Source organism: Luteimonas terrae, from assembly GCF_031457535.1.
Taxonomy (GTDB): domain Bacteria; phylum Pseudomonadota; class Gammaproteobacteria; order Xanthomonadales; family Xanthomonadaceae; genus Luteimonas; species Luteimonas terrae_A.
The window spans coordinates 219,527-240,837 of sequence record NZ_JAVDWO010000007.1 but is presented as its reverse complement, the minus strand read 5'-3'; the positions used below and the strand labels follow the sequence as shown (position 1 = coordinate 240,837).

The 21,311-nt window shown below is 67.2% G+C and carries 30 protein-coding genes; 3 read left to right on the top strand and 27 right to left on the bottom strand.

What is annotated here, in order from left to right; genetic code table 11:
• Window positions 1-3: 3 nt before the first annotated feature.
• The 12 genes from J2W68_RS10490 to J2W68_RS10435 form a co-directional block, all read right to left on the bottom strand.
• Window positions 4-333: a hypothetical protein gene (locus J2W68_RS10490; RefSeq protein ID WP_310235526.1), complete on the bottom strand. Its 330-nt coding sequence runs from the start codon at window positions 331-333 to the stop codon at window positions 4-6.
• Window positions 334-336: 3 nt separating this feature from the next.
• Complete coding sequence (locus J2W68_RS10485) at window positions 337-1,056, bottom strand: hypothetical protein (protein ID WP_310235524.1); 720 nt, start codon at window positions 1,054-1,056, stop codon at window positions 337-339.
• On the bottom strand, window positions 1,056-1,241 hold the full coding sequence (locus tag J2W68_RS10480; RefSeq protein ID WP_310235522.1) for a hypothetical protein: 186 nt from the start codon (window positions 1,239-1,241) through the stop codon (window positions 1,056-1,058). Before J2W68_RS10480 ends, J2W68_RS10485 begins: the two co-directional genes overlap by 1 nt.
• Before the next feature lie 25 nt (window positions 1,242-1,266).
• Window positions 1,267-1,560, bottom strand: a complete 294-nt coding sequence (locus J2W68_RS10475) for a hypothetical protein (protein ID WP_310235519.1) — start codon at window positions 1,558-1,560, stop codon at window positions 1,267-1,269.
• Complete coding sequence (locus J2W68_RS10470) at window positions 1,560-1,793, bottom strand: hypothetical protein (RefSeq protein WP_310235516.1); 234 nt, start codon at window positions 1,791-1,793, stop codon at window positions 1,560-1,562. Before J2W68_RS10470 ends, J2W68_RS10475 begins: the two co-directional genes overlap by 1 nt.
• Window positions 1,793-2,380 (bottom strand): hypothetical protein, encoded by a 588-nt coding sequence (locus tag J2W68_RS10465; protein WP_310235513.1) that lies wholly within the window; start codon window positions 2,378-2,380, stop codon window positions 1,793-1,795. The genes J2W68_RS10470 and J2W68_RS10465 overlap by 1 nt, the downstream gene beginning before the upstream one ends.
• 199 nt (window positions 2,381-2,579) lie before the next feature.
• Window positions 2,580-3,194, bottom strand: coding sequence for a hypothetical protein (locus J2W68_RS10460; protein ID WP_310235511.1), 615 nt, complete (start codon window positions 3,192-3,194; stop codon window positions 2,580-2,582).
• Window positions 3,191-3,403, bottom strand: coding sequence for a hypothetical protein (locus J2W68_RS10455; protein WP_310235507.1), 213 nt, complete (start codon window positions 3,401-3,403; stop codon window positions 3,191-3,193). The genes J2W68_RS10460 and J2W68_RS10455 overlap by 4 nt, the downstream gene beginning before the upstream one ends.
• Window positions 3,400-3,657: a hypothetical protein gene (locus tag J2W68_RS10450; RefSeq protein ID WP_310235505.1), complete on the bottom strand. Its 258-nt coding sequence runs from the start codon at window positions 3,655-3,657 to the stop codon at window positions 3,400-3,402. The genes J2W68_RS10455 and J2W68_RS10450 overlap by 4 nt, the downstream gene beginning before the upstream one ends.
• Window positions 3,654-3,986, bottom strand: coding sequence for a hypothetical protein (locus J2W68_RS10445; RefSeq protein WP_310235503.1), 333 nt, complete (start codon window positions 3,984-3,986; stop codon window positions 3,654-3,656). Before J2W68_RS10445 ends, J2W68_RS10450 begins: the two co-directional genes overlap by 4 nt.
• On the bottom strand, window positions 3,983-4,729 hold the full coding sequence (locus J2W68_RS10440; protein ID WP_310235500.1) for a recombinase family protein: 747 nt from the start codon (window positions 4,727-4,729) through the stop codon (window positions 3,983-3,985). The genes J2W68_RS10445 and J2W68_RS10440 overlap by 4 nt, the downstream gene beginning before the upstream one ends.
• Entirely contained in the window at window positions 4,729-4,962 is a 234-nt protein-coding gene (locus J2W68_RS10435) for a helix-turn-helix domain-containing protein (RefSeq protein WP_310235498.1), read from the bottom strand. Before J2W68_RS10435 ends, J2W68_RS10440 begins: the two co-directional genes overlap by 1 nt.
• A 102-nt stretch (window positions 4,963-5,064) precedes the next feature.
• On the opposite strand from J2W68_RS10435, the gene J2W68_RS10430 reads away from it, so the two are divergent.
• The 3 genes from J2W68_RS10430 to J2W68_RS10420 are packed head-to-tail and all read left to right on the top strand — an operon-like array spanning window position 5,065 to window position 6,405.
• Entirely contained in the window at window positions 5,065-5,412 is a 348-nt protein-coding gene (locus J2W68_RS10430) for a helix-turn-helix domain-containing protein (protein WP_310235494.1), read from the top strand.
• Between the two features lie 26 nt (window positions 5,413-5,438).
• A complete protein-coding gene (locus J2W68_RS10425) occupies window positions 5,439-5,978 on the top strand; it encodes a hypothetical protein (protein ID WP_310235492.1) in 540 nt (179 codons plus the stop codon).
• A 52-nt stretch (window positions 5,979-6,030) separates the two neighbouring features.
• Entirely contained in the window at window positions 6,031-6,405 is a 375-nt protein-coding gene (locus tag J2W68_RS10420; RefSeq protein WP_310235490.1) for a hypothetical protein, read from the top strand.
• Between the two features lie 128 nt (window positions 6,406-6,533).
• On the opposite strand, the gene J2W68_RS10415 is transcribed toward J2W68_RS10420, so the two are convergent.
• From J2W68_RS10415 to J2W68_RS10345, 15 genes are all read right to left on the bottom strand, one after another.
• A complete protein-coding gene (locus J2W68_RS10415) occupies window positions 6,534-6,947 on the bottom strand; it encodes a hypothetical protein (protein WP_310235487.1) in 414 nt (137 codons plus the stop codon).
• Window positions 6,944-7,453, bottom strand: a complete 510-nt coding sequence (locus J2W68_RS10410; RefSeq protein ID WP_310235484.1) for a hypothetical protein — start codon at window positions 7,451-7,453, stop codon at window positions 6,944-6,946. Before J2W68_RS10410 ends, J2W68_RS10415 begins: the two co-directional genes overlap by 4 nt.
• Window positions 7,450-7,878 (bottom strand): hypothetical protein, encoded by a 429-nt coding sequence (locus J2W68_RS10405; RefSeq protein WP_310235482.1) that lies wholly within the window; start codon window positions 7,876-7,878, stop codon window positions 7,450-7,452. Before J2W68_RS10405 ends, J2W68_RS10410 begins: the two co-directional genes overlap by 4 nt.
• Window positions 7,875-8,525: a peptidoglycan-binding domain-containing protein gene (locus J2W68_RS10400; protein ID WP_310235479.1), complete on the bottom strand. Its 651-nt coding sequence runs from the start codon at window positions 8,523-8,525 to the stop codon at window positions 7,875-7,877. The genes J2W68_RS10405 and J2W68_RS10400 overlap by 4 nt, the downstream gene beginning before the upstream one ends.
• A 79-nt stretch (window positions 8,526-8,604) precedes the next feature.
• Entirely contained in the window at window positions 8,605-8,946 is a 342-nt protein-coding gene (locus J2W68_RS10395; protein WP_310235476.1) for a hypothetical protein, read from the bottom strand.
• Between the two features lie 25 nt (window positions 8,947-8,971).
• Window positions 8,972-9,148, bottom strand: a complete 177-nt coding sequence (locus J2W68_RS10390) for a hypothetical protein (RefSeq protein ID WP_310235473.1) — start codon at window positions 9,146-9,148, stop codon at window positions 8,972-8,974.
• Complete coding sequence (locus tag J2W68_RS10385) at window positions 9,145-9,525, bottom strand: hypothetical protein (protein WP_310235471.1); 381 nt, start codon at window positions 9,523-9,525, stop codon at window positions 9,145-9,147. Before J2W68_RS10385 ends, J2W68_RS10390 begins: the two co-directional genes overlap by 4 nt.
• A 3-nt stretch (window positions 9,526-9,528) precedes the next feature.
• The gene (locus J2W68_RS10380; RefSeq protein ID WP_310235468.1) at window positions 9,529-15,609 is read right to left on the bottom strand and encodes a host specificity factor TipJ family phage tail protein; all 6,081 of its coding nucleotides are present in this window, start codon (window positions 15,607-15,609) and stop codon (window positions 9,529-9,531) included.
• On the bottom strand, window positions 15,600-15,986 hold the full coding sequence (locus J2W68_RS10375) for an NlpC/P60 family protein (protein ID WP_310235465.1): 387 nt from the start codon (window positions 15,984-15,986) through the stop codon (window positions 15,600-15,602). Before J2W68_RS10375 ends, J2W68_RS10380 begins: the two co-directional genes overlap by 10 nt.
• A complete protein-coding gene (locus J2W68_RS10370) occupies window positions 15,986-16,453 on the bottom strand; it encodes a DUF1833 family protein (protein ID WP_310235462.1) in 468 nt (155 codons plus the stop codon). The genes J2W68_RS10375 and J2W68_RS10370 overlap by 1 nt, the downstream gene beginning before the upstream one ends.
• A complete protein-coding gene (locus tag J2W68_RS10365; RefSeq protein ID WP_310235459.1) occupies window positions 16,450-16,806 on the bottom strand; it encodes a hypothetical protein in 357 nt (118 codons plus the stop codon). The genes J2W68_RS10370 and J2W68_RS10365 overlap by 4 nt, the downstream gene beginning before the upstream one ends.
• On the bottom strand, window positions 16,806-19,436 hold the full coding sequence (locus tag J2W68_RS10360; RefSeq protein ID WP_310235456.1) for a phage tail length tape measure family protein: 2,631 nt from the start codon (window positions 19,434-19,436) through the stop codon (window positions 16,806-16,808). Before J2W68_RS10360 ends, J2W68_RS10365 begins: the two co-directional genes overlap by 1 nt.
• Window positions 19,429-19,632 carry a hypothetical protein gene (locus J2W68_RS10355; protein WP_430539708.1) on the bottom strand — a complete coding sequence of 68 codons (204 nt, stop codon included), beginning with the start codon at window positions 19,630-19,632 and terminating at the stop codon, window positions 19,429-19,431. The genes J2W68_RS10360 and J2W68_RS10355 overlap by 8 nt, the downstream gene beginning before the upstream one ends.
• A gap of 152 nt (window positions 19,633-19,784) precedes the next feature.
• Entirely contained in the window at window positions 19,785-20,300 is a 516-nt protein-coding gene (locus J2W68_RS10350) for a hypothetical protein (RefSeq protein ID WP_310235454.1), read from the bottom strand.
• A gap of 10 nt (window positions 20,301-20,310) precedes the next feature.
• Complete coding sequence (locus J2W68_RS10345) at window positions 20,311-21,309, bottom strand: phage tail tube protein (RefSeq protein WP_310235451.1); 999 nt, start codon at window positions 21,307-21,309, stop codon at window positions 20,311-20,313.
• Window positions 21,310-21,311 lie beyond the last annotated feature (2 nt).

The following is a 21,311-nucleotide window of genomic DNA, read 5'->3' as shown; positions in this document are numbered from 1 at the left end:
GGTTTAGCCCTCCCCGTCTGCGTTGAAGATCATGGTCGGGCGGTCGGTGGTGGTGACTTGGCCGTCATGCGCCTGCCAGTACTCGGCGGGCGCGAACGACACGCTGTCGCACTTCACCGCGTAGAAGATCTGGCAGCCGGCGATGACGACGTTGCCGATTTCGACGTACCAGTTGGTGGAGCGCGCATTGGTCTTGATTCCGAGCGTTTCGACATCCGACTGCACGGCTTTCACCGTGCCGTGCACCGCGCGGTACTCGCGCCCGTCCGGGCCGAGGAAGAAGTTCTGCGTGGTCAGCAGCACTTTGTCGCCGACGTTGATGAGGGTTCGCATGGGTCAGGCCTCCATTTCGACGGTTGAGCCGCTGGTGGCTGCTGCGTGGTGAGTGTCGTAAGCGATGACGGCATGCGCGATGGCGTACATGCGCCACACCAGGTGGAAGCTGTATTCCTCGAGCTCGCTCGCGCTTTCCCAGAAATCAGCGAGGCGGAAGCTCTTGAACGCCTCGAAACCCGGATCGCCCGCGCCGCCGTAGCCCTCATACTCCTCGGGCTCGAATTCCATGCCCGCCTCGATTACTTCGCGCACGTCTTCGCCGCGCACCTGGGACGTCAAATGGCGCCACAGCATGTCGGCGAGTTCCTTGCCCTCGTGGATTTCCTCCAGGTCGATCTCGGCCATGAAGTCGTCGAACCGCTCTTTAAGCACCACCTCAAGCCGATCCGCCGCAAAGACCTTGGCGCTGCCGTCGTTGGCAACCAGTTTCTCGGCCCAGTAGCCGGTGTTGATGTACAACCGATCCGGGTTGTCGGCCTGCCACTTCTGGTCTGCGCGGAAGAACTCCAACATGTCCGGGAGTCGCGAGAACACAGAGGCGCCCATGTCGCCGCTGATGGCGAGGTAGCCCGGCCACGTGACGATGTTGAAGCTGTAGCAGCTGGTGCCGGGTTTACTGAAACGAAGGTGCCGGTGCGTGCCGGAATCCAGCACGATCTCCATCTGGTGCTCGGCGGTGCCCTTCCGGAACCGCTCCAGGCTGCAGGCGCGCTCGACCATCACTGCCCCCTCCCCTGCTCCGCCATCACCACCGGCACGACGGGCGTGGCCTGGGCGTGGGCGTCGGCCATCTGCGGCACGCGCCACGACGCAATGCACAGCGTCAGGGCGGCGCACGCCACCAGTGCGACGTTGTCGAAGCGGTCGGCTTGCTGCCGCCGCTGGTCTGTGTTCTGCTTCTCCACGGTCACTCTCCTTTCCGGTCAGGGATCACGAAGCCATCGGCGTTGCTGCGCCGGTGGCTTCCTCGTTTGCGGGGAACTGCTCGTCGTTGACGAACCGCGCGATGCGGGTGGCCTCGGCTTCGGTGGCGAACGCCACCACCTGGTCGGGCCGGGTATTGCTGTGCAGCACTTCGGGTGCGCCGAGCGGCTTGCCGACGGCGTCGAGATTCGGATAGCGCACCAGGCGCCAGCGGGTGCCGCCCGGCACGGACGCGGCGAACCAGCGATCGAAGCGACCGGCGTGCGGATTGTCCGGCTGGCTGCGCAGAGAGACGGCCATCAGGGGTACACCCGCGCAAAGCGATCGGTGCGCACGTAGGTCTTTCGCCGCACGTCGTACTCGGCATTTCCGGGCGCGAGTTCCAGATACGCGGACAGGTCAGCGCTGGCCTGTGGCACCGAGATTCCGAAGTAGTCCACCAACGCGGCACGATTGAAGTGCCCGTACTGCTGGAGCAGGAAGTCGATCAGTCGCAAGCGCTGCTCGACGGCATAGCTGCGGCGCGCGCCCATCAGTGCGCCCTCGCCGGCGGCGCGTACTGGCCGATGGCGGTGGTCAGCTGCGTGCTGAGGGTCACGCAGGCGCCCATCACCTTGTTCACCGCGTCGAGTGCGGGCACCAGGTGCGGTGCGTCGGCGGCATCGACGGTGCCGTTTTCCAGAATCGGGGCGATGGCCTGCACCGCGCCCGCGGCCTTGCGCATCAGCGCGCAGGCGGTGGTGATCTGGCCGGCGGCATCGGCATGCGCGGGCGGCTTGCGGGCCAGCAGCAGGCCGTGGCGATCGAGCAGCGCGGTGAGCAGGCGGCAGCGCCAGTCCTCGGGCAGCGCGGCGATCAGCGCGTCCTCGATGTCGGCGACCAGCTTGTGATCGCCGATCAGCATGCGCTTGACGGTCTGCGTATTGAGGCGCGCGAAGTCCTCCACCTCGTCGGCCGTGCTGGCGACGTGGAACTTGAGGATGCGATCGGTCACCTGTGTGGTGTCGTGGTAGTGCGTGACCACGGCATCGACGTAGGCGTTCCAGGTCAACGTGGTGGCGTTGATGGCGGCCATGACGAGTTCGCCGATCAGCTGGCTTTTGGTGGGGCGGATGCTCATGCGGCACCGCCGGCACTACTGCGCAGACCGCTTTCTTTTAGGCACTGAGGGCACAGACACGTCTCACCGTCGTAGGTGAGCCCCCATCCGGCACCAATGGCCTCATCCATTGCCGCGTCGATGTCAGCATCCGCTGGAACGGGCCACGAGGCGTCGCAGCAGTCGCAGAGCAAGTCATCGGAAAGAATGTCGTGCGGGCTCATGCGGCACCGCCTGCAACGTTGGCGAGCGCAGTGATGCGGCTTGCAACAGCGTCCTCGTAGGCCGCGCCGATTTCGTCGACGTCCCCATCGTTTTTTTCGTCAGCTGTGGCGCTATCCCAAGCACGCCGCCGCAGGTCATAAACGTGATCGGCTGTGATCAGGCGCGCCGTGCACGCACGTGCTTTGACAGCATCTGCGTGCAGCGCGGTGAGGTCCGCAAGTTCCCGCTCGTAATCAGCGACGCGCCCCTCGGCAACCATCCCTTCCAGCGCAGCCTTCTCATGCGCCCGCTCTGCGACGTAGCGATCAAGAACGTTCAGAACGTTGATGCCGCTCACGCCACCTTGGTCATGCGCGTCTCCGGCGTGAGAATCGATGCGCAGACGCGCGGCCGCGCGGCATGCGCAGGGCTGCGCTTGCAGTCCTTCGTCGTATCCTGCGAACCACGCGTCTGCGTTGGGCGTGCCCACTTCGTATGGGTTGAGCGACAAACCCACACCGCGCGCCACCATCAGCGCGGCACGCCAGCCCGCCTGATACTGCGTGCTGCGCGGCGTTGATCCGCGGCCAAAGCGCTTGCGCATCGCAGCGTCGATATCGCCGCCGCTCACGCCAGCTTCTCCAGCACCACACCCAGTTCGCGCGCCGTCGCGGCGCGGTTCGCCGCATCGCGCTTCTGCCGCAGTTCGCGCATGGCCTGGCGCGCATCGGCGCGCTCGGCGGGCGTGAGGTCGAACTCCAGTGCGCGCAGCGAGGCCGCGTGATCGGGCGTGCGGCCCGGCGCCGGCACACGCGGGGTCAGCGTGTCCCAGCGCGTCACAGGCCACCGTCCCGCTGCAGGTGCTGCAGTGCGGACTGGCGATCGATGATCAGGTCATGGATGCGCGCGTAGATGGTGGTGGCGTCGCCCTGCATGGCGCAGGTGCGGGCGTTGCTGAGCGCCGCGATTTCGGCGTGCAGCACCATGCGGGCCACGTTGAGGTCGCCGCCGGCGGCGCGGGTGCGGGCCGTCAGCCCGACGTTGCCGCAGACGTTGCCGGGCGTGCTGTGGGTGTTGGATTCGAGAGTGTTCATTGGCATGCCGCCTCCGCGGCGATATGCGGGGCCACGTGGACATTGGTCAGGCGATCGAGCAGATCGGTGCGACGCGCCTGCGCAGCGACGAAGCGGGCGGATGCCTGACGCAACGCATCCGCATCGAGATCAATCCAGCCGCGCTCTGCAACGCGGCGTGTGAGCTGCGTCAGCGCCTCACGTACGGCGTCGTGCTCCCGGTCTGCCACCAGCAGCGCCAACAGCAGGTGGTCGGGGGCGTGCCGGGGATTGTTCGCCGAGCGCCATCCGGTGATGCGCCCGGTCACGTCGAGGACGAGATTGCACTCATTGAGCAAGGTGGTTTTCATGCGTCCGCCGCCTCCGAAACCGGCGGTTCTGGTACGTCGGGGAGCGGTGGCAGATGCTTGAGCCCGTCATGCGAACTCACCACCCTGCTCACCGCCTTACGTGTCCACTTCGGGCCGCCCATCGGGGCGGCGATGTGATTGGCGTGCAAGGCATCGACGATGCTCTGCAGGCTGTCGCCCTGCCCCGCCATGGCAGCGATGCGCTCGCGCATGGGCCAGTGGCGGGGGCAGCGGTACAGCCGCCCGTCCTGCACCACGCAGCCGAAGGGCGTATTGCCGTTGGGCTTGCCGGCGGCGCGCAGGCCGCGGCTGACGGCGAGGTTGCGTTCGCAGGTCTGCTCGCGCTCCAGCTGCGCGCGGCCCAGCCACACGGTGAGGATGAAGCGGCCCATGGCCGTGGTGCTGTCCAGCATTTCGGTCACCGACTGCATGCGCATGCCGGGCTGGCCGTCGAGGCCGATCAGGGTGTTCAGCCCGTCCTGCGTATCGCGGAACAGGCGGTCCAGGGAGACGGACACCACCACGTCGGCCTCGTTGCTGCGCATGCGCTCCAGCAGCACCGCCCCGCCCTTCCGCTTCGCCAGCGGCTTGCCGGCGCTCACGCCTTCATCGATCACCAGATCGACCAGCGTCATGTCCTTCGCCACGCACCACGCGGCAATGCGCTCGCGCTGCTGCTGCAGGCTGTGGCCCGTGGCCGCCTGCTCCGCCGTGCTGACGCGGATGTAGCCGAGGGCGCGCATCAGGCGGCCTGCCCGGATTCGGTGGCGATCTGTTGCAGGTAGGCGTTGAGCTTGAAGTGCGGGCGCAGCGCGGCGTTGAGCCCGGCCAGCTTGCGGCTGTCGGGCAGCGACTCGCCCCGCTCCCAGCCGGAAACCGAGGCAACGGTGACGCCCAGACGCTCGCCCAGTTGACGCTGGGTGAGGCCTTTTTTCAGGCGGGCGACGCAAATCAGGGAGGGCTGTACGGTGTCCATGCGCTTAGTACAGCACTGCCGTACACGATGTGTCAAGCATTGCCGTACACGAAAGCTGTACAGGGGTGCCAGACTTTCGGGATGAACACCTTTGGCGATCGAATGCGTGCTGCGCGCAAAGCGCTCGGCAAGACGCAGGACGTCATCGCCGACGAGATCGAGGTCACGAAGTCCGCGGTCTCGGCATGGGAAACGAACCGCGAGAAGCCCGGCTTCGACAAGCTGCCGCGCCTGCGCGCCGCGCTGGAAACCAGCCTGGACGAACTGGTGTGCGGCGATGCCGCGGCGGCGCGCCTCGCCCAGCAGGCCACGGCCATTGCCGAGGGCCGCATGGAGTATCGGCAGCCCGACAGCAAGGCGGCGATTTCGCCCGAAGAGACGCGCCTGTTACGGTTGTGGCGCGAGCTGGACGCGGGCAAGCGGACGGCGTTGTTGAAGCTGCTGGGGTAGCAGCCGCCAAGACCAAAGGAGGGGGCATGGCACTGACGCAATGCGAAGAATGCGGGCGCGAGATCAGCGACCGGGCGGTGGCGTGTCCGCACTGTGGTGTGCCGCGCGCAACCGCGACGGCCAACACCGCGCCGCCGCCCGCCCCGCGTGCCGCGGCGCGCCCCACGCCCCCAGCGAAGCCCGCGGGTAGTCTGTGGCCTGTGATCCTGGTGCTCGCGTGCATCGCCATTGCGCTGTCGCAGTGTGGTGATTCGAAAGCACCGGACAGCGCTGCACCCGCGGCAACGACCCCGCCCCCAAGTCAAACGCTCAGCGACCCGGCCGTAGAGGGCGCCGCCATCGCCAAGTTCACGGGCATGCCCGGCATCCGCCACGCGGAATGGCTGGATGGGGATTTCCTGCTGGCGGCGGTGGACAACGGCAAGTCGTGGCAGCCGGTGGCCGAGGCGGCGTGCGCGCACCTGCATAGCGCGGGCAAGCGCGGGCGGTTCTCGGTGGTAGTGCTGGAGGCCGCTGCGCTACGGAACAAGAACTGGAAGCAGATGGCGCGTGCGCGGTGTAATTGATCGGCGCGCGAGGATGCCCGAGCTCTGAGGCTGTTGAATCCCAAGGGTCAAGATGACTGCCACATACGAAACTGTCCTCACCGAGCTGCGTGATATCCATCGTCGAATCGAGGCGATCCGCAGTGCTGGGCGCCGATATGAGGCCGACGCACGATCTGATGTCGAACACGAGGCTTTAGACCTACGGGAACTGAAAGACAGCATCACGCACGGTGCGCGTCCGTCGGCGCGCGAGCGAAAAGCCGCCGAGGAAAACCGACCGCTTCACCTGTTTCAAGCAGCGATGCACAAGCTGCTGTGCGAATGCCAACTGGCGCACGTGCGCTCGGATTTATCCCCGAAGTATTGGTCGCGGCGCTTGGGCGAAGTGGCGTCGGAGACCCGTCACTGGATTGATAGGATCGAGAAAGAAAGCGGGACCGCCTAGCGCCTGTCCTGCGCCATCACGTGCCGGCGTTCTCTGCCCGCACCCGTCCCCGACACTCCATGCTCACCCGATCATGGAACGCGGCCAGGCCATAGAGCCACAGCAGCCCTTCCACCCACGCGCTGTACTCAGGGTGCGATGTCGGGACTGGCGGCACCGGGGCCGGCGGTGGCGGGTCGCACGCTGCCTCGGATCTGGGCGTTGACGTCGGCGCGGGTGGCCGTGTGCTCGCGCACGATGCCATCAGGCACGCGAGTGCAATCGCCAGGCACTTCGACGGTGCGGATGCGTTCGATGACTTCATGGCTTTGGCTCGTGATGGCGTAGGCGCCGGTGGCGCGCTGGGTGGCGGTGTCGTCGGCGATGCTGTCGATGGCGGCGTCGCGCTTGGCGAGTTTCTGGGCGGGGGCGATGGCGGCGGTGGCGGTGTCGCGTTCGCAGGCGGTGCGCTCGGCGCGCTTGCCGGCCCAGTAGCCCAAGCCGCCGGTGAGCGTGGCCAGCCCGAGTGCGCCGGCGATGAGCCAGCCGAGGATGGCGTTCACGACACGCTGCCCTGCGGTTCGATGCCGGTGGTCAGGGCGACCAGCAGCCAGGAGAACATCTGCTTGTTGCGATCGCTGCTGCCCACCAGGCCGGTCCAGTTGCAGTTGATGATGTGCACGCCCACATCGGCCCAGCGGCCGGCCTCGAGCGCGGCCCACAGCTCGGGCATGTCGCGCACGCGTTCGGGGCCGATGGTCTCGGCCAGGGCGTAGAGCGCGGCCAGGCGCAGGGTGCTGACCTGCCCTTTCGCCAGTGCGGTGAACACGCGTTCCTGCAGCACCGTGCGCGCCAGCTGCAGGTTGCTGCGCAACAGCAGGTCCGCCACGTTGACGGGCATGGGGCGTTTGTCGACGGGGTGATTCCAGCCGACGCGGTTCACGCCGTGCTGGTCGACCTTCGGGAATGCCTGCATGTCGAAGTGCCTCTTGATGATCAGCGCGGCCTGCTGCGCAGCGCGCTGCGTCTCCACGGTGATGCGCTGTTCGAAGTCTTCCGCAGGGCTCACGGCGACTCCGGTGGCTTGCACGACGCCTGGCCGCGCAAGGTGGCCGCAGCTGCCGCGACCATGCGATGCATCAGTGGCCCGCCAAGCCCTGCCACGACGCCCAGCAGAACGCCCAACAGCGTGGGGAGCTGGACGTACATGGTCACGATGCCTACCAGCAACACAAACGCCTCGATGCCGAGCGTGCGGGCGTGCGCGGGGAAACGCGCCGAGTGCGGAACATGCGTGCGCAGGGATGCGACCACCAGCGTGGACAGCCCCAGCGCCAACAGGAACGACGCCAGGCCGAGCGGCATGTCGGCGCTGACCAGCCGCAGGAACAGCCACGCCGCATGGAGCGATTCGACGAAGCCTTTGCCGTGCGTCGCTACGGCGGCCAGCATGGCGGCTGCGGCAGCGTAGAGGGAGGGTTTGACGTAGCTCATAGTCCGAGCGCCGCCCTCGCCTGGGCGTAGTAGCCGGTCCACTTGCGGCGCAGGGTCTCGCGTTGTGCGGTGTTGCCGTTGGTCCAGGCGCCGGGGCGCCACTCGCGCAGGTAGAGCTGAAACGCGCCCTCGACATCGCCCACGGCAGGCAACGCGTGCGGGTTGGTCAGCAGCAGCAGGCGGGCGAAGCACGCTGCCAGCCAGTCATTGGCATGCAGCGCGCTGTAGACGGCGTCGACGGTGGGCGCCACGGCCATGCGCCGGCACACCTCGGCGGCCAGCGTGCGCGAGGCCGGGTGCGTGAGCACGCCCCGTACGCCACCGCCGCGTTCGAACTGCCACAGCCCGCGTGCGGCGCCCATTGCTAGCGGCCTGGTCCGGTCGAAGACCTGCCAGCGGTGGTGGAAGTCGGCTTCCTGCCCGCAGATGGCCAGCAGGATGACGCGTGCGGCGGGCGTGTCCAGGCGCTCGGGCAGTGCCTCGAACGCGGGCGTGAGCACGGTGCGGTCAATCAGGGCCGCGGGCGATTCGACCGGCGGCGCCGGTGAGGGTGTTGCATTGCGCGTGGCGCTGCCCCACAGACCATCGACCGCGCCGGGGCTGAACCCGGCATCGACGAGCATCTGCTGTACCTGCTTGATGGACATCGACGCATCCGCCGGAAGATGCCCCCATTGCACCGCCGGGCCCTGCTGGCGTCGCCCCCTGTGCTGACGCTGCACTGGATCAGAAGGGCTTTCTGCCTCTCCGCGGCCTTCGTGGGTCCGGCTTGATCTCAACCTTGGGCAGCGATGCCCGGTACTCGGCCTCGATCCGGGCCGAATCCACCCGGTTGTTCACCTCGCGCAGGGCGTCGGCGCCCCACTTGCGCATCCAGGCCTCGACGTAGCGCCGCCCACCCGTCGTCGTCGCCAAGCGTCGCCTGTGCGTGTGACCCTCGCTGTAGCAGCGCGTCCGCACCTCCACGCTGCCGTCCGGCTCCGGTGTGATCCGGGCGATCGGCAGGCCGCGGTACCGCAGCTCGTCGCCGTACGCTTCGATGTGCCATTCGGGCGGCGGGTGGTCCATGGCCGGAATGGTACGCCGGCGGCACTTAACCCTTCGAAGCGCGTGGCAGCTGAGCCAGTAACGCACCGGCCGGGTCACGCCAGCCAAAGCTGTCCTGCAGTTTCTGCATCTCCATGCGGTTCTGTTCCCTCGCGTCTTCCAGTCGTTCGGAATGAACGCGCGCCAGGTCGCTGACCGCACGCGCTTGGGCGGCTGTGATCATTCGTGTGTGTCCTTCGCCAGGAGGGGGAGATCCAGACCCAACTGCTGCCGCGCCCGGCGCGTGTAGGCAGCCTTGATCCCGAGCACGATGTGCGCCGCCGAGATCGGGCCGAGCGGTGTGTCGTACACCTCGGCGAGCAGCTCCTCGACGGTACTCTCGACGCGCGGGCCCATCGACTCGCCGCGCTTCATCGTGCCGCTGTAGTGCCACCACTGGGTGTGGAACACGGCTTTGCCGTTGTTCGAAGGCGTGCCGTCCTCGTTGGGCGTGAAGAAAAACTCCGCGCGCATGGCGTAGAGCACGTCTGCATTCGTGCCGTCGAGATCCACGACGACATCCTCGGGGGCGAACAGCTGTGCGGGGGCAGTGTCGGTCATGCGTTACTCCATGCTCTCGATCGATTGGTACTGGTTCTGGACCATTGCCGGCGTGGTGCCTGGGTTGGTCACGCTGTGCGCCTGTCGGGAGAGGCTGACGACGCGGGTTCGGTACTCGCGCTTCCGCACACTTGCCGCATCGGTGGCGCTGATCTGCCCATTGATCGACCACTGAATCACGCTCGGCCCATCGGACAGATTCGTCACCTCCACGCCGCCCATAAGCGGCTGTTCGGCCAGGGTGACGAAAGACTCCCATGCGGTGTCGTCGGCATTCCGGTAGCGGCGTTCCAGCAACACCGTGGCGCGCGTCGAGCCGGTGCCCAGGGTGATGTTGCTGGTCGCGCCGTTGTACGCCTGGACCGCTGAGTAGTTGAAGCGCCCCTGCACCGCGACCGCCTTGGTCTTGGTGTTGATCGTGCCAGTGGACACTGTGGCGGTCGTGCTGACCGTCGTGTTGCTCTCGAACGCGCGCAGCACGCCTTGCAGCACTTCACCCGCGAAGTAGCCCGTGCCGACGCTGTCGAGCCAGAAGAGTCCGTTGGCCTTGGTGCAGTTCGCCGCGCCGACGTTCGGGCCTGCCCACATCATCAGGTCGCCGGTGCCAAAGTTCGACCCCAGCAAAAGCTGGGCGCCGGCGAAGTACGCCCGCAGATGGCCATTCTCCCAGTCAAGCCCGGCACTCCCGCTGCTGATCACGCGGAACACGCTTGCGATGATCGAGAACACCGACCGAGTGCCGTCGTTCTCGTTTACCGTGCCGGACACGTTGCCGTTCACGTCGAGCACAACAGTGTTCTTTGCGCGGGCGGCGGTGGTCACGCTGTTGGGCATGACGGCTTCTACGTCATCGACCACGTAGGCCGCCGTTGTCACGGTATTGGTCGTTGCCATCTCAAATTGGGCATACGCAGCCTCGGCCGGCACGGTGATACTCCCCGGAACTAGCGCCCAAGAGGTCGTCGCCGAGGTTGTACTGCAGTTAGTTCCCACATACGAAATTTCGGTCTTGTTGGAGCGAAACCAACGCACGTTGATCCGACAATAGCCGTTTGGAACCGCGCTACCCCTGCGCACCCAAAATTGCAAGGGGATGGTGTCACCCACTTTCACAGGGGTCATGGCACCTGAATTACGAGCATGTCCTGGTGTTGCCGAACCGAACATCGTCAGACAGTTCGCGCCGGTCCGCGGGTTGTTAATCCCCAACGAAATCGACGCGGAAGAGAACGACCACATGCCAGCTGCAGGAGACTCGAAACTCGGGTCCAAGATTGCGTTGCCGCTTGTTGCGCTGGCGCTGACCTCCGACAGATTGGTGATGCTGGCACTCTGCCCGTTGACCTGCACGCTGACGCTGGCCAAGTCCTGCGCGACCGCACCGGTAGCAGTGGCAGCCGCCTGCGACGCCGCAAGTACGCTGGCGGCGGACGCAAGCTGCCCGGTACTGTCGGACATGCGCGCTTCAATGAGCCCGGTGCGAATCGACTGCGCCAGGTCTGCGGAGGTCGATGCCTGCTCGACCGCAGCGACGCTGGCCGACGATGCGAGCGTCCCGTCTTTGATGCCGATGCTGATCGAGCGCACATCGACGATCGATGCGGCACCGCCGTCAAAGTCGAAGCGCAGCCGTGTAATTGTGCTGGAATTCCAGTCGGCATCGGTGGACAGATTCCACTCGATCATCGTCCAGTCGGAGGCGCCGCCGCCTCGGCTTGGTGTCTTGTCGCTGACGGCCGAATTCGCCATCTGAAAGGTGTGCGAAGGCGTGGCCCAGAACAACCGCCCATCCCACGCAGAGTCGCCGGAACGGCGACGCACCAGCGCGCGCACGACGTTAGCTGTTTTCCCATCAATCTCGAAGATGGGAGTGACGAAGTTCGGATCATTCGCCGTCGCAGTGACTGCCGTTGCGCCGAAGTTCGATGGCGCGACGAACGACGATAGGCTGGCGTTGGCGACGCTGAATCCGTTGTAGCCGGGGCTGGCGTTGACGAACTGCCACGACTTCACCGCCGCAAAGTTCGGCGCGGCCACGGCGGCCTCGGTGACCGTGATGCGCTGGCTCAATCCGGTGTCCGCATCCGCGCGTGCGGTCTCCTCTGCGATCAGCCGTGCACGCGTGGCCGGTAGCCCGGTCGTGGCGTCGGTGACCTGCGCCTGCAGGGTTTCGCGAGCTGTCACCTCTGCCGACAGCGCGCCCAGGTTGGCGGCGTCGGCCGTGGCGCGCGCAGTCCGCTCGCTGTACATCAGGCCGGTGGCCACGCCGGCAACGTCCGTGCCTTCGTAGGCGCCGCGCAACTGTGCCGCAAGCGTGTTCCGCTGCGTGGCCTCCGCCGAGTCCCCCGCGATGCGGGCTGTGCGCTCTTCCTGCAATGCGGCGACGCCTGCGCCTGGTGTCGGCCTGCCGATTGCGATCCAGTCGATCAGGAAGTAGCTTGCAGCCGTCTGCGCCGTCGACACGAGCAGGCGCACACGGCGCACTGTGGCCGGCCACCAGGCAATGTCGCGGAAATCGATCGTGGCCACGCCGTTGGCATCGAACGTGGGTTCGGGGATGGTCGCCTGCTTGGCGGTGTTGAACACGTTGTCAGTGGTGGTGGTCCACTGCACCGCGCCCCGCCAGGCCGGCGCGCCCACCCGGCGAATGCGCAGCTTCGCGAACCGGTAGGCGCTGCCGTCGATGCCCAGGTTGTCGGGCGACTGGACGTAGGGTGCACTGGCGTGATTCGCCGGGCGCAGCCAGCCATCGACCACCGTGGGTGTGCCGTTGCCCGACCATGCCTCCAGATCCGTGTCGAAGTACCAGATGCGCGCCGGGTCGAACTGCTCGCCAGTGCCGGCGCTGATCTGCGCGATCTCCTGCGCCAGCGATTCGTCCGCTGACTGCATGATCGTCTGCAGGTTGGTGATCGCCGTGCCGCGGTTCGTCGCTTCCTGCAGCACGGCATCGGCCAGCGCCGCGTCGCCATCGGCTCGCACCAACGCCTCGTCGGCGAGCGCTTGCGCGCGCGCGAGTGACTCGGCCGCAATGGCGCTCGCATTGGCAAGCGCTGCCTGCGCACTGTCATAGATGGCTTGGTCGAGACGCGCCTGCTCTTCGACCTGACGCTGTGTGATCTCGTCTAGCGACTCGCCGATGCCGCCGATCTGCTCGCCCAGGTTCTTCCCGAGCGTCTTGGTCAGCACGCGCATGCCCGTCGACAGCGTGCCGCTGGTGTTGCGCGAGCGCGCGGCGAACGTCCATTGCCCGGACTCGGGGATGACCGCCTCGAAGGGCGCCGTGTGATAGCCGTCCTCGCCTACCGGCGTCATCGCTTCCCACTCGGGCGCAGGCACGTTGCCGGCGACATACCGGATCTCCACGCCCGCGAAGTCGGCCGACTGCGTGGTGCCAGTCAGCCATCCCCAGGTGTAAAGCCGCACGCCGCCGCTGCGCTCTTCGACGTCGAACAGGTCGACCAGCACCGGCGGGGCGTCGGCGCCGATCGTGCTGTAGATCGTGGCCACGGCCACGCCGGGCTGGCCGTCGGGCGAGAACGGGCGAACGACGACCTGGTACGTGCCGGCGCCGGGGATGCGCCACGCCGCGGTGCGCGTGGTGGTGCGCGCGACTTCCTCGAGCTCGCCGTTCTCGTTGCTCATCTGGACGACGACGTCGCCGACCGGGCCGGTGATCTCGAACGAGGCGACCAGTTCAGTGAATACCGTGTCGCCCTGCACTACCTGGCGCTCCGAGATGCCGAGGTTCGAGGCGATCGGGCGCGTCTGCAGCAGGCTCTCGTTCGGCGCCGGGATGTACTCGCCGGTCAGCACGTAGTGCCAGAACTCGGGGCTCTCCGGAACGACTGCCACGCGCGCGCCCTTGAGATCGCTCTCCGGCTCGATCGCGACCACGCGCACGCGGTAGCCGGGCGTGGCCTTGAAGTCGTAGCACCAGAGCGTGTCGTGCGCAGGGTTGCCCGCAGTGTCGCCAGGCAACGGCGCGTCGTTCGGCCACGCGCTGGTCAGCGTGAGCGAGTTGCTCTCACCGGTGAACGCCTGCACGCCGAACACGCGGTAGGTGCGCTCGCCCGGGATGCGCAAACCGATGTATGCAGACCCAGCAGGCGGCGCGCGCACCGGCTCGTCCAGTGCCAGCGACACCACGCCGCCGACGATCGAGGCGCCGCGCAGGCGGCCGCTGAAGCCCCACTGCGTGAGGTCGTGCGACAGCGACAGCAGCGACAGGCGCTGGTAGCTGAGATGCTCGATGTCGGTGGCGAAGCTGATGTCCTTGTATTGGTACAGGGACTGCGCCAAGTGCCAGCGCCCGAGCATCGCCGCGTGCCACTCATGTCCGACGCCCTCCAGCGCGATCTGCGCCGGGTTGAGCATCGTTGTGACGCCGGGGGCGGGGATTCGGATGGTCCGGGTCTCCCAGGCCTCGACATCGAAGTAGGTCACCTCGACGCCATCGGCGGCGTTGGCCAGCGTGTAGTCGACCTGGAACTCGCCCTTCTTGATCGTGGCCATGTTGACCACGCCGGAGAGCGGTTGATCAACAGCGGCCCACACCACAGAGAGCCGGCCGCCGGCCCACGTCACCTGGCCGAAGCCGGCCGCCGCGAGGGAGTTCACCATCTCGTCGTGGCTGCGCGCGTCCTTGACGACGTAGTTGTATTCGAAGCTGTTCGCCGCGCAGTGCAGCATGAACGCCTGCAGGGCGGCGATGTCGATCATGTCGTCGGTCAGGCCGATGCCGCCGATGCGGTGCCCCTTTTCGTCGGTGATGCCGCGGGAGTACTGCAGGATCTGCGCGCCGGGGTTGCTTGTCTCCTCGGTGACCCAGCCGGTGCCCGGGCCCTTCCACACAGGGATTGGCCGGCTATGCACCACGCAGCGCAGCTCGTCTGGCGCGCCGTTGAGCTGGCCGGTCGCCTTGATGCGTACGCCGATGCGCGGGATGCCGGCATAGGTGGCGGTGTCCGCCTGCACCGCGGTCATCGTGGTCCAGTTCCACTGCGATCGACCGTTCGATCCACCGCCATCCACCGCGCGTCCGCGAATGCGCACGCGCACGTCGTACTGGCCCTCGGCAACGTCGCGGGACAGCGTCGCGCGCTTGGGGTCGTAGCTGCTGTTGGCGAAGTCGCGCGAGATCAGCGGAAGCCAGTTCGTCGTGCCGACCGGGCGGAACTGCGACTCGACCGTCTCGACGTTGAGATACGGCTTCTGCTTGCTCGTCATGTCGCCGAGGATGTATTCGAGGTTGATCTGCACTCGAACGGTTCCTGCCGGCGTTGTCCGCTGCACCCACGTCTGGTTCTTGTTGAGCTCGCCACCCGTGATGGTGTCGGCATTGCTGTACAGCGGGATCTGCTGCTGCGCCAGGGCGGGGAAGCCGGACTGGAAGACTTGCACGCCCTGGAACGACGACAGCAGCGCGTCACCATTGAACAACGGTTCGAAGCTGTGCGCATTGATGCCCGGCGTCAGCACCATGCCCAGATATTGATCGTCGCCCTCGTACCAGTTGTACGGTGCGCTGACGATGTCGGGCGCGAACTTCACCGTGCCGAAGACCAGCGGCAGCGGTTGGTACTGGCGGGCCTGATTGCGACCGGCGCCGATGTTGTAGACCGTCTGCTGCTGCGCCTGTCCGCCGCTGCTCGCCGGCTTCGGCCCGAGCACCTTGTTGATCAGGATCGATCCAGCGACGAACGCCGCGGCGTAGACCGCAGTGGCGGCCATGCCGGTGGCACCGAGCGCGCCGGCCCAAGCCGCACCGGCGCCCATCGTGAAGTACGTCAGCGCAATCATCGCGACGATGTAGAGCGCCTGCTTGCGCACGACGCCGCGCACCTCGATGACGGTGCCGTCCTTCGGCCGCACGCGGTCCATCACCTCCACCGGCATCAGCACACCGTTGATGCGGACCTCCCACGCGTCGCCGGTCCAGTCCGGCACCGAGCGGCGCAGGAACGCGCCCAGCGTCTCGCCGGGGATCAACTCCGCCGCGATGTTGGTCTGCCCTTCCAGCGTCACCGGGTGCGGCGTGGTGATCAGCTGGCCGTGGCCAGCCGGGCATTCCATCAGGCCCATGTGTAGTAACCCTCGATTGGAGCGCCGAAGTCCGGCAGGTCGCGGACGCGGTGCAGCACGCTGCAGCCGTTGCGCTCGTTGCAATGCAGCACCCAGCCCTCATGGGCGAGATGGAAGTAGACGCCGACGTGTGCGGCGCGACCTCGCTCGAACATCAGCACCAGATCGCCATCGTTTGGTGCGTCTGTGCGCACGCCGTATGGCTTCGACAGTTCGCCCAAGGCGGCCTGCCCGCGCGCGCCGCGGGGGCGGCCGTTCGGTAGCGTGACCTCACGCCCGAACAGGTCGCGCTCCACCAGCACCACGCAGTCGGCGCAGTCGAACGTGTCTTCGCAGTAGGGGATTTCGGTGTACCGCTCCACCTCGGCCAGCCGCATCAGAACAGCCCCGGCGAATTGAACGGGTTGTAGCGAAGCCGCACGGCCTGCTGCCGCATGAGGAAGTCGACGCCCAACTGGGCCGTCACCTGGCCGGTTCCGGCAGACACGTTGGTCATCGGTAGGCGGTACGTGCGCTCGTAGACATCCGGGTTGGCGCGGTCGGTGAGGCGCAGCACGCACATCACCAACTCGTTGGGCTGTAGCGCTTCGAGGTCCTGTGTCATGCCCAGGCCCACGTTGTCGATCACCAACTGCGACCGCGGCGTCTGGCCTGGGGCATCGGTGGGCAACTTGAATCCGAATGGGCACGCGATGTACTCCAGCCCGTTGCTGGTGCAGTTCTGCGTGTCGTTGACCAACCGAAGTGTTTCGGGGATCGACGGCGCGCTGATTTCCAACAGCAGTATTGGCGCCGTGTCCTTCGGGTCGAAGTTGCGTTGGCGCCGTTCAGTGAACGTGCTCACCGCAGGTACTCCAGCACCACGTCCCGGGTCGAGCGGGTGTAGCGCGGGTTCCTCGGAACAAGCGTGCCGATGTTGCCGCCCCGGAACCGCCCACGATGCGTCGTGCCGGTTCGGGGATGTACGAAATCGAACTCGCCGATGCGCTTGATCGTGTCGAAATACCAGTCTTCGAAGCCAACTGCGGAAGCCTTGCTGCTGAACAACAGCGTCGCGTTCACCTGCATCAGGACCTGAGAGTTCAGCACGCGCTGTTTTGGCAGGCCGCGTTCCATTTCGGTTCGCTCGACCGACGGATCAAACGCCTCGCCGAAGCCCTGGAACAGGATGTGCACATCGGGCGGGAACACAGCCATCAGACGCGATCCCGCACATCGAACCGCTGCTTGATGTCGCCCGCCCACGCGCCGCCAGCCAGCTGCTCGCGGCCAATGTCGATGACGTACTTGCGCATCAGCTCCCCGTTGGCGCCCATGCTTGTCTGCTCCCGCGCTTCCACGCGATCGCTGCCGTAGTTGTTGATCTCGATGCGGGCTGGTGGCGCGCTGACCATGCCACCGCCACCGGAGGCGGCCGCGGTCGCTGGCACCACGACACCGTCGGCGCCTGGCAGGAGGAAGGTTTTGGTGCCCTGCCGCAGAAGTTCAGGCCGGCCTTGCTCGGTGACCTCGTAGATGCCCTGTCCGCGCACGCCGCCACCCGTGGCGCGCCCGCCACCGAAAGCACCCGCGACCGAGGACCACAGCGAACCCCAGAACCCTGTGCCACCGCCCGCCGCGCCCGCGCCGCCGGCACTGCCGAACCCTTCCATCAGTTTGCTGGCCACGAGGTCCGCGGCCATCTGCAGCAGCAGGCTCTTCCAGCGTTCCTGGATGCGATCGGCGTTGCCGCTGAAGACGTCGAACAAGTCGTCGCCCATGCGCATCTGCGTGCCTTCCGCAAAGTCCTCCATCAGCATCTTCATGCTGGGGAAGTTGCGGCGCGCGGACTCTTCGGCGGCGTCAAGCTCGGCGCGGGATTCGGAGATGAGGCGGTTCCACGTGTCCTGATCGATCGCACCGCGCGCCAGTGCGGCGGTGTATTCGTCCTGCAGGGCGCGCATGCGCTCGAGCGGGCTGTAGAGGGATTCGCTCAGCGCCAGGCCTTCGCGGCGCACGGCGTCCAGGCGCTGCTGGGCGTCTCGGGCTTCCGCCAGCTGCAGGATCTCGCGCTGCCGCGGTTCGGACATGGCGGCCAGTGCGCCGTTCGCGATCGAGTAGTGGATACGCGCGGCTTCGGTGGCGTCGTTCTGCAGCGCAATCTGTTCGCGGTACGAGGCGGTGGTGCGCTCGAACAGCTGGGTGAGCTGCTCTTCGGCGCGGCGCTGTTCGTCGCGGGCGCGCTTGGCGGTCTGCGCGCCCTTGGTCGCCGACTCATCGGCGCCGATGCGCTTGACCAGCGCGTCGTAGCTGCTGTTGATCGCCGCGCGTTCGGTGTCGTTGGTGGCGCTGGCCAGCGCCTTCTCGCGGTTGAGTTCGGCCAGTGCCGTGCGCGACAGGCCGTAGGCGGCGGCCTGCTGCTTGACTGCGTCGATCTCCTTCTGGATTTCCGGATTGACCAGATCACCGGTGCCGGTGCGCTGGCGGTTGGCGCCGCCGGTGACGGCGGAGAACTGCGGCGCCACCGTGGTGTTGAGCTCGGTGCGGTTGCGGTTGCGGATCTCCGTCATCAGGCCGGTGCGTTCGGCCTGCAGGCGGTTGAGCACGTCGCGGCGGCCGCTCGGCGTCACCGTGGAACCGGGCAGCGGCTGCCCGCGCGTGCTGTTACCGGCCTCGATATCGCGGATCAGCTGCCCGACCACGCCCAGGCGCTTGTTCAAGCTGTCCAGATCGGCGTCGGTACGCTGCAGCGCACCGCTGCCCAGGGCGCGCATCTTGTTCCACTCGCCCATGTACTGGCCGAGCAGTCCGATGCCCTGTAGCAATTCGGCACTGACCGATGCGACGCCCTGCACCATGGTGCCGAACGCCTGGCGCGTGGCCGGGTCTTCCAGCACGGACACCAGCGCTTCGATGCCCTGCCGCGCGCCTTCCAGACTGCCGTCGCCACCGGTGGTGACGTCGTTGAGCGCGTTGCGCAGCGCGGTGAGCGCGCCGCCGAACGTGTCGCGTGCCGCCTTCGCCGCGCCGCCGTAGGACTCCTCGAGGATGTCGAGGATCATGCGCTGCGCTTCGGCCTCGCGCCCGGCAGCCACCATCGCGTCGATGGTGTCGCGCACGTCCTTGGTGAACGCCGCACCGAAGCCCTGCTGCGCCAGCGCTGCGGCAGCCTTGGCCGGCGATTCGAGCGCGCGGCCGATTGTCTCGGCGGATTGCGTGACGCTGATGCCCAGGCGCGCGGACTGGTCGATGACCGCCTGCATTGCCCGGGGAATGTTTTCGCCCAGGATGCCGCTGTAGGACAGCAGGCGCGTCTGCGCTTCGACAATCTCGCCACCGCTGAAGGTGGACACCGCGGACAGGCCCTCGGCCATGCCGAGCAGCTGCTCGCGGTTGTAGCCGGCCGCGGCGCCCGTGCTCTGCAGAATGGCGTCGAGCTGCGCCAGCTCGCGCTGCGCCTGGATGGTGTTGCGGATGGTCAGTGCCAGCACGCCGACGAGCGCGGTACCGATCACCGCGCCCGCCGCCGCGGCGCCGGCCTGATAGCGCTTCCAGTCGGTGGCGGTGAGATCGTCCTTGACCTGTGCCAGCAGTTCGCCGTGCTGCTTCTGGGTGATCAGCCCGGCCTTCTGCGCGGCCTCCAGCACGGCCACGTCGCGGGCGTACTGTCGCGTGCGGCTGCCGGCCTTGTCGACGCGGTCGGCCACCTGCAGCAGTTCTTGCCCCACGCCTTCGGCGGCCTTGCGCGCCTGCTCGCCGCGCTGCGCAAGATTGCCGAACGCGGCGTTGACCTTGCCGTCGCCGTCGACCTCGAACTGCACGCGAAAGCTGGTGGTGCGGCTACTCATCCGGGCGCGCCTGCGCCTGCAACTCGATGTGCGCCGCTACGTAGGCCCGCTCGATCACCTGCACGCCTTCGAACACGGCGCGCATGTCGGCAGCGGAAATGCCATGGGTTCGGCCAAACTGCCGCAAAGGGATCTGACAGTCGGCATACCGCAGGCCAGTGGGAATGCCGCTGGCCGCATACGACCATTGCGTCATGCAGGTGGAGAACGCTGCGGCTGGCTGCACCGAGCGCGGCAACAAACGCGGCTGCGTGCAGTCGTCGCAGATGGCCGGACAGGACCGGCAGGCCTCCGACGTGAACGTATCGCCGTGCAGGTTCTCGAAATCCCACAGCCGCTCCCCGTTCTTCAGGCCTGGACCCGCGCCGGCAATCCAGCGGGCCCAGGCAATGAGTTTTTTGAGACACCGTCCCGGCTCGCCGTCAGCAGTGCATCGCGCACGGCCACGAAGAACGGCCGGTGCTGCAGCAGGGCTTCCAGCTTCCCGGGGGTAAAGGGTTCGGGCTGCTCGGCGTCGTCCACCACGTCGCGCCAGTCGGTCACGCGCTTGAGCAGGTCGGCGCGGCTTTCCAGCTTCGCGGCCTGCGTGGCGGCGAGCAGCTTGACCACCGCATCGGCCTGTTCGCGGATCTGCGTGGCTTCGTCGATCGGCGACGCATCGCCCTCGCCCGCCGGCGGCTTCGCCAGGTCACGCGTGATTTGTTCCACGGTGTGCGTCAGCGCCGCATGCTCACGCGCATCCAGCTCTTCGTCGGTCATCAGCTGGAACAGCAGGTGGATGGTGACGGGGTCGCCGCCATCCTCGTTGCCGTAGGGCAGTTCGACGGGCCACCACACGCGGCCGAGGTGTGCGAATCGGAACATGCAGGCGCCCTCAGATGACCGCGCGCGGCGACTTGAGCACGGCGGTCACGCCGACCTCGCCGTTCTCGGGGCGGTAGGCGCGGAAGCTGAAGGCCTGCTTCAACCCACGCGGGCCGGTGACGCCCGGTACCGGTGCGACCAGTGCGCTGAGCGGGACGTTGAGCGTCAGCTCCTCGTTGCCCACGGTGCCGGCGCCGCTGCCGCGACGCATGCGGATGCGCAGCGCCAGCGACTGGTCGGCCTGCGCCTTGAGCAGCAGCGCGGCGGTGTCGAACTGCGCCACGCCGTCGCCGCTGATCCGCACCTGGCCTTCGGGCAGATCGTGGCGCTGGCCGCCGTCGTTGAGGCAGAACAGATCCGTGTCGAGATCGTTGTCCCAGTTGATGTTCAGCGTTTCGACGCAGACTTCCGTGGCGCCTTCGTCCAGCACCAGCGTCAGGCCGGACAGCACGAACGCCTTGTGCCCGTAGTCCTCGGGCGTGTCGTCGAGCGGCAGTGCGGGCAGCGCGACCTTGCGGGCGCCCACCAGGTTGTAGTTCACCGTCTGGTGCGGGCCGCCGGTGGTGAACGCGAACGCGGCCGAGCCGATGCGCACGTCCTGGTCGCGGGCGATGCGGCCGGTGCCGGCGATGCGATCGCCAAAGTCACGTTCGATCAGCAGCGCGGGCGGGATGGCCTGCGCGCCGTTGCCCACCGCAAAGGTGTGCGTGTACGCGCCTGCGGCGCCGGTGGTGACCGGCGCACCGATCAGGTGCTTGAGCCAGAAGCCGATGCTGGTGCCGATGATGGCGGTGGCGGTACCGGTGGGATCGAAGCGGCCTTCGTCGCCCTTCTGTTCACCGCGGTAGCCGCTGCCCAGCGTGGGGTCCGGCTCGAGGTTGGGCTCACCTCCGAAGGCGAGCGTGCTGAGATACAGCACCTCGCCAGCCGCAGGATCGGGCACGGCGCCGAACGCCGACTGCGTGAAACCGGTGAAGCGCGTCAGCGCACCGGTGGCGTTCTTGCCCATGG

Bases quoted from the DNA above. Each gene is read 5' to 3' on its own strand.
- J2W68_RS10490 (WP_310235526.1), bottom strand. From the start codon at position 333: ATGCGAACCCTCATCAACGTCGGCGACAAAGTGCTGCTGACCACGCAG.
- J2W68_RS10485 (WP_310235524.1), bottom strand. From the start codon at position 1,056: ATGGTCGAGCGCGCCTGCAGCCTGGAGCGGTTCCGGAAGGGCACCGCC.
- J2W68_RS10475 (WP_310235519.1), bottom strand. From the start codon at position 1,560: ATGGCCGTCTCTCTGCGCAGCCAGCCGGACAATCCGCACGCCGGTCGC.
- J2W68_RS10470 (WP_310235516.1), bottom strand. From the start codon at position 1,793: ATGGGCGCGCGCCGCAGCTATGCCGTCGAGCAGCGCTTGCGACTGATC.
- J2W68_RS10465 (WP_310235513.1), bottom strand. From the start codon at position 2,380: ATGAGCATCCGCCCCACCAAAAGCCAGCTGATCGGCGAACTCGTCATG.
- J2W68_RS10450 (WP_310235505.1), bottom strand. From the start codon at position 3,657: ATGAACACTCTCGAATCCAACACCCACAGCACGCCCGGCAACGTCTGC.
- J2W68_RS10445 (WP_310235503.1), bottom strand. From the start codon at position 3,986: ATGAAAACCACCTTGCTCAATGAGTGCAATCTCGTCCTCGACGTGACC.
- J2W68_RS10440 (WP_310235500.1), bottom strand. From the start codon at position 4,729: ATGCGCGCCCTCGGCTACATCCGCGTCAGCACGGCGGAGCAGGCGGCC.
- J2W68_RS10435 (WP_310235498.1), bottom strand. From the start codon at position 4,962: ATGGACACCGTACAGCCCTCCCTGATTTGCGTCGCCCGCCTGAAAAAA.
- J2W68_RS10430 (WP_310235494.1), top strand. From the start codon at position 5,065: ATGCGTGCTGCGCGCAAAGCGCTCGGCAAGACGCAGGACGTCATCGCC.
- J2W68_RS10425 (WP_310235492.1), top strand. From the start codon at position 5,439: ATGGCACTGACGCAATGCGAAGAATGCGGGCGCGAGATCAGCGACCGG.
- J2W68_RS10420 (WP_310235490.1), top strand. From the start codon at position 6,031: ATGACTGCCACATACGAAACTGTCCTCACCGAGCTGCGTGATATCCAT.
- J2W68_RS10405 (WP_310235482.1), bottom strand. From the start codon at position 7,878: ATGAGCTACGTCAAACCCTCCCTCTACGCTGCCGCAGCCGCCATGCTG.
- J2W68_RS10400 (WP_310235479.1), bottom strand. From the start codon at position 8,525: ATGTCCATCAAGCAGGTACAGCAGATGCTCGTCGATGCCGGGTTCAGC.
- J2W68_RS10395 (WP_310235476.1), bottom strand. From the start codon at position 8,946: ATGGACCACCCGCCGCCCGAATGGCACATCGAAGCGTACGGCGACGAG.
- J2W68_RS10390 (WP_310235473.1), bottom strand. From the start codon at position 9,148: ATGATCACAGCCGCCCAAGCGCGTGCGGTCAGCGACCTGGCGCGCGTT.
- J2W68_RS10385 (WP_310235471.1), bottom strand. From the start codon at position 9,525: ATGACCGACACTGCCCCCGCACAGCTGTTCGCCCCCGAGGATGTCGTC.
- J2W68_RS10380 (WP_310235468.1), bottom strand. From the start codon at position 15,609: ATGGGCCTGATGGAATGCCCGGCTGGCCACGGCCAGCTGATCACCACG.
- J2W68_RS10375 (WP_310235465.1), bottom strand. From the start codon at position 15,986: ATGCGGCTGGCCGAGGTGGAGCGGTACACCGAAATCCCCTACTGCGAA.
- J2W68_RS10365 (WP_310235459.1), bottom strand. From the start codon at position 16,806: ATGGCTGTGTTCCCGCCCGATGTGCACATCCTGTTCCAGGGCTTCGGC.
- J2W68_RS10360 (WP_310235456.1), bottom strand. From the start codon at position 19,436: ATGAGTAGCCGCACCACCAGCTTTCGCGTGCAGTTCGAGGTCGACGGC.
- J2W68_RS10355 (WP_430539708.1), bottom strand. From the start codon at position 19,632: ATGACGCAATGGTCGTATGCGGCCAGCGGCATTCCCACTGGCCTGCGG.
- J2W68_RS10350 (WP_310235454.1), bottom strand. From the start codon at position 20,300: ATGTTCCGATTCGCACACCTCGGCCGCGTGTGGTGGCCCGTCGAACTG.
- J2W68_RS10345 (WP_310235451.1), bottom strand. From the start codon at position 21,309: ATGGGCAAGAACGCCACCGGTGCGCTGACGCGCTTCACCGGTTTCACG.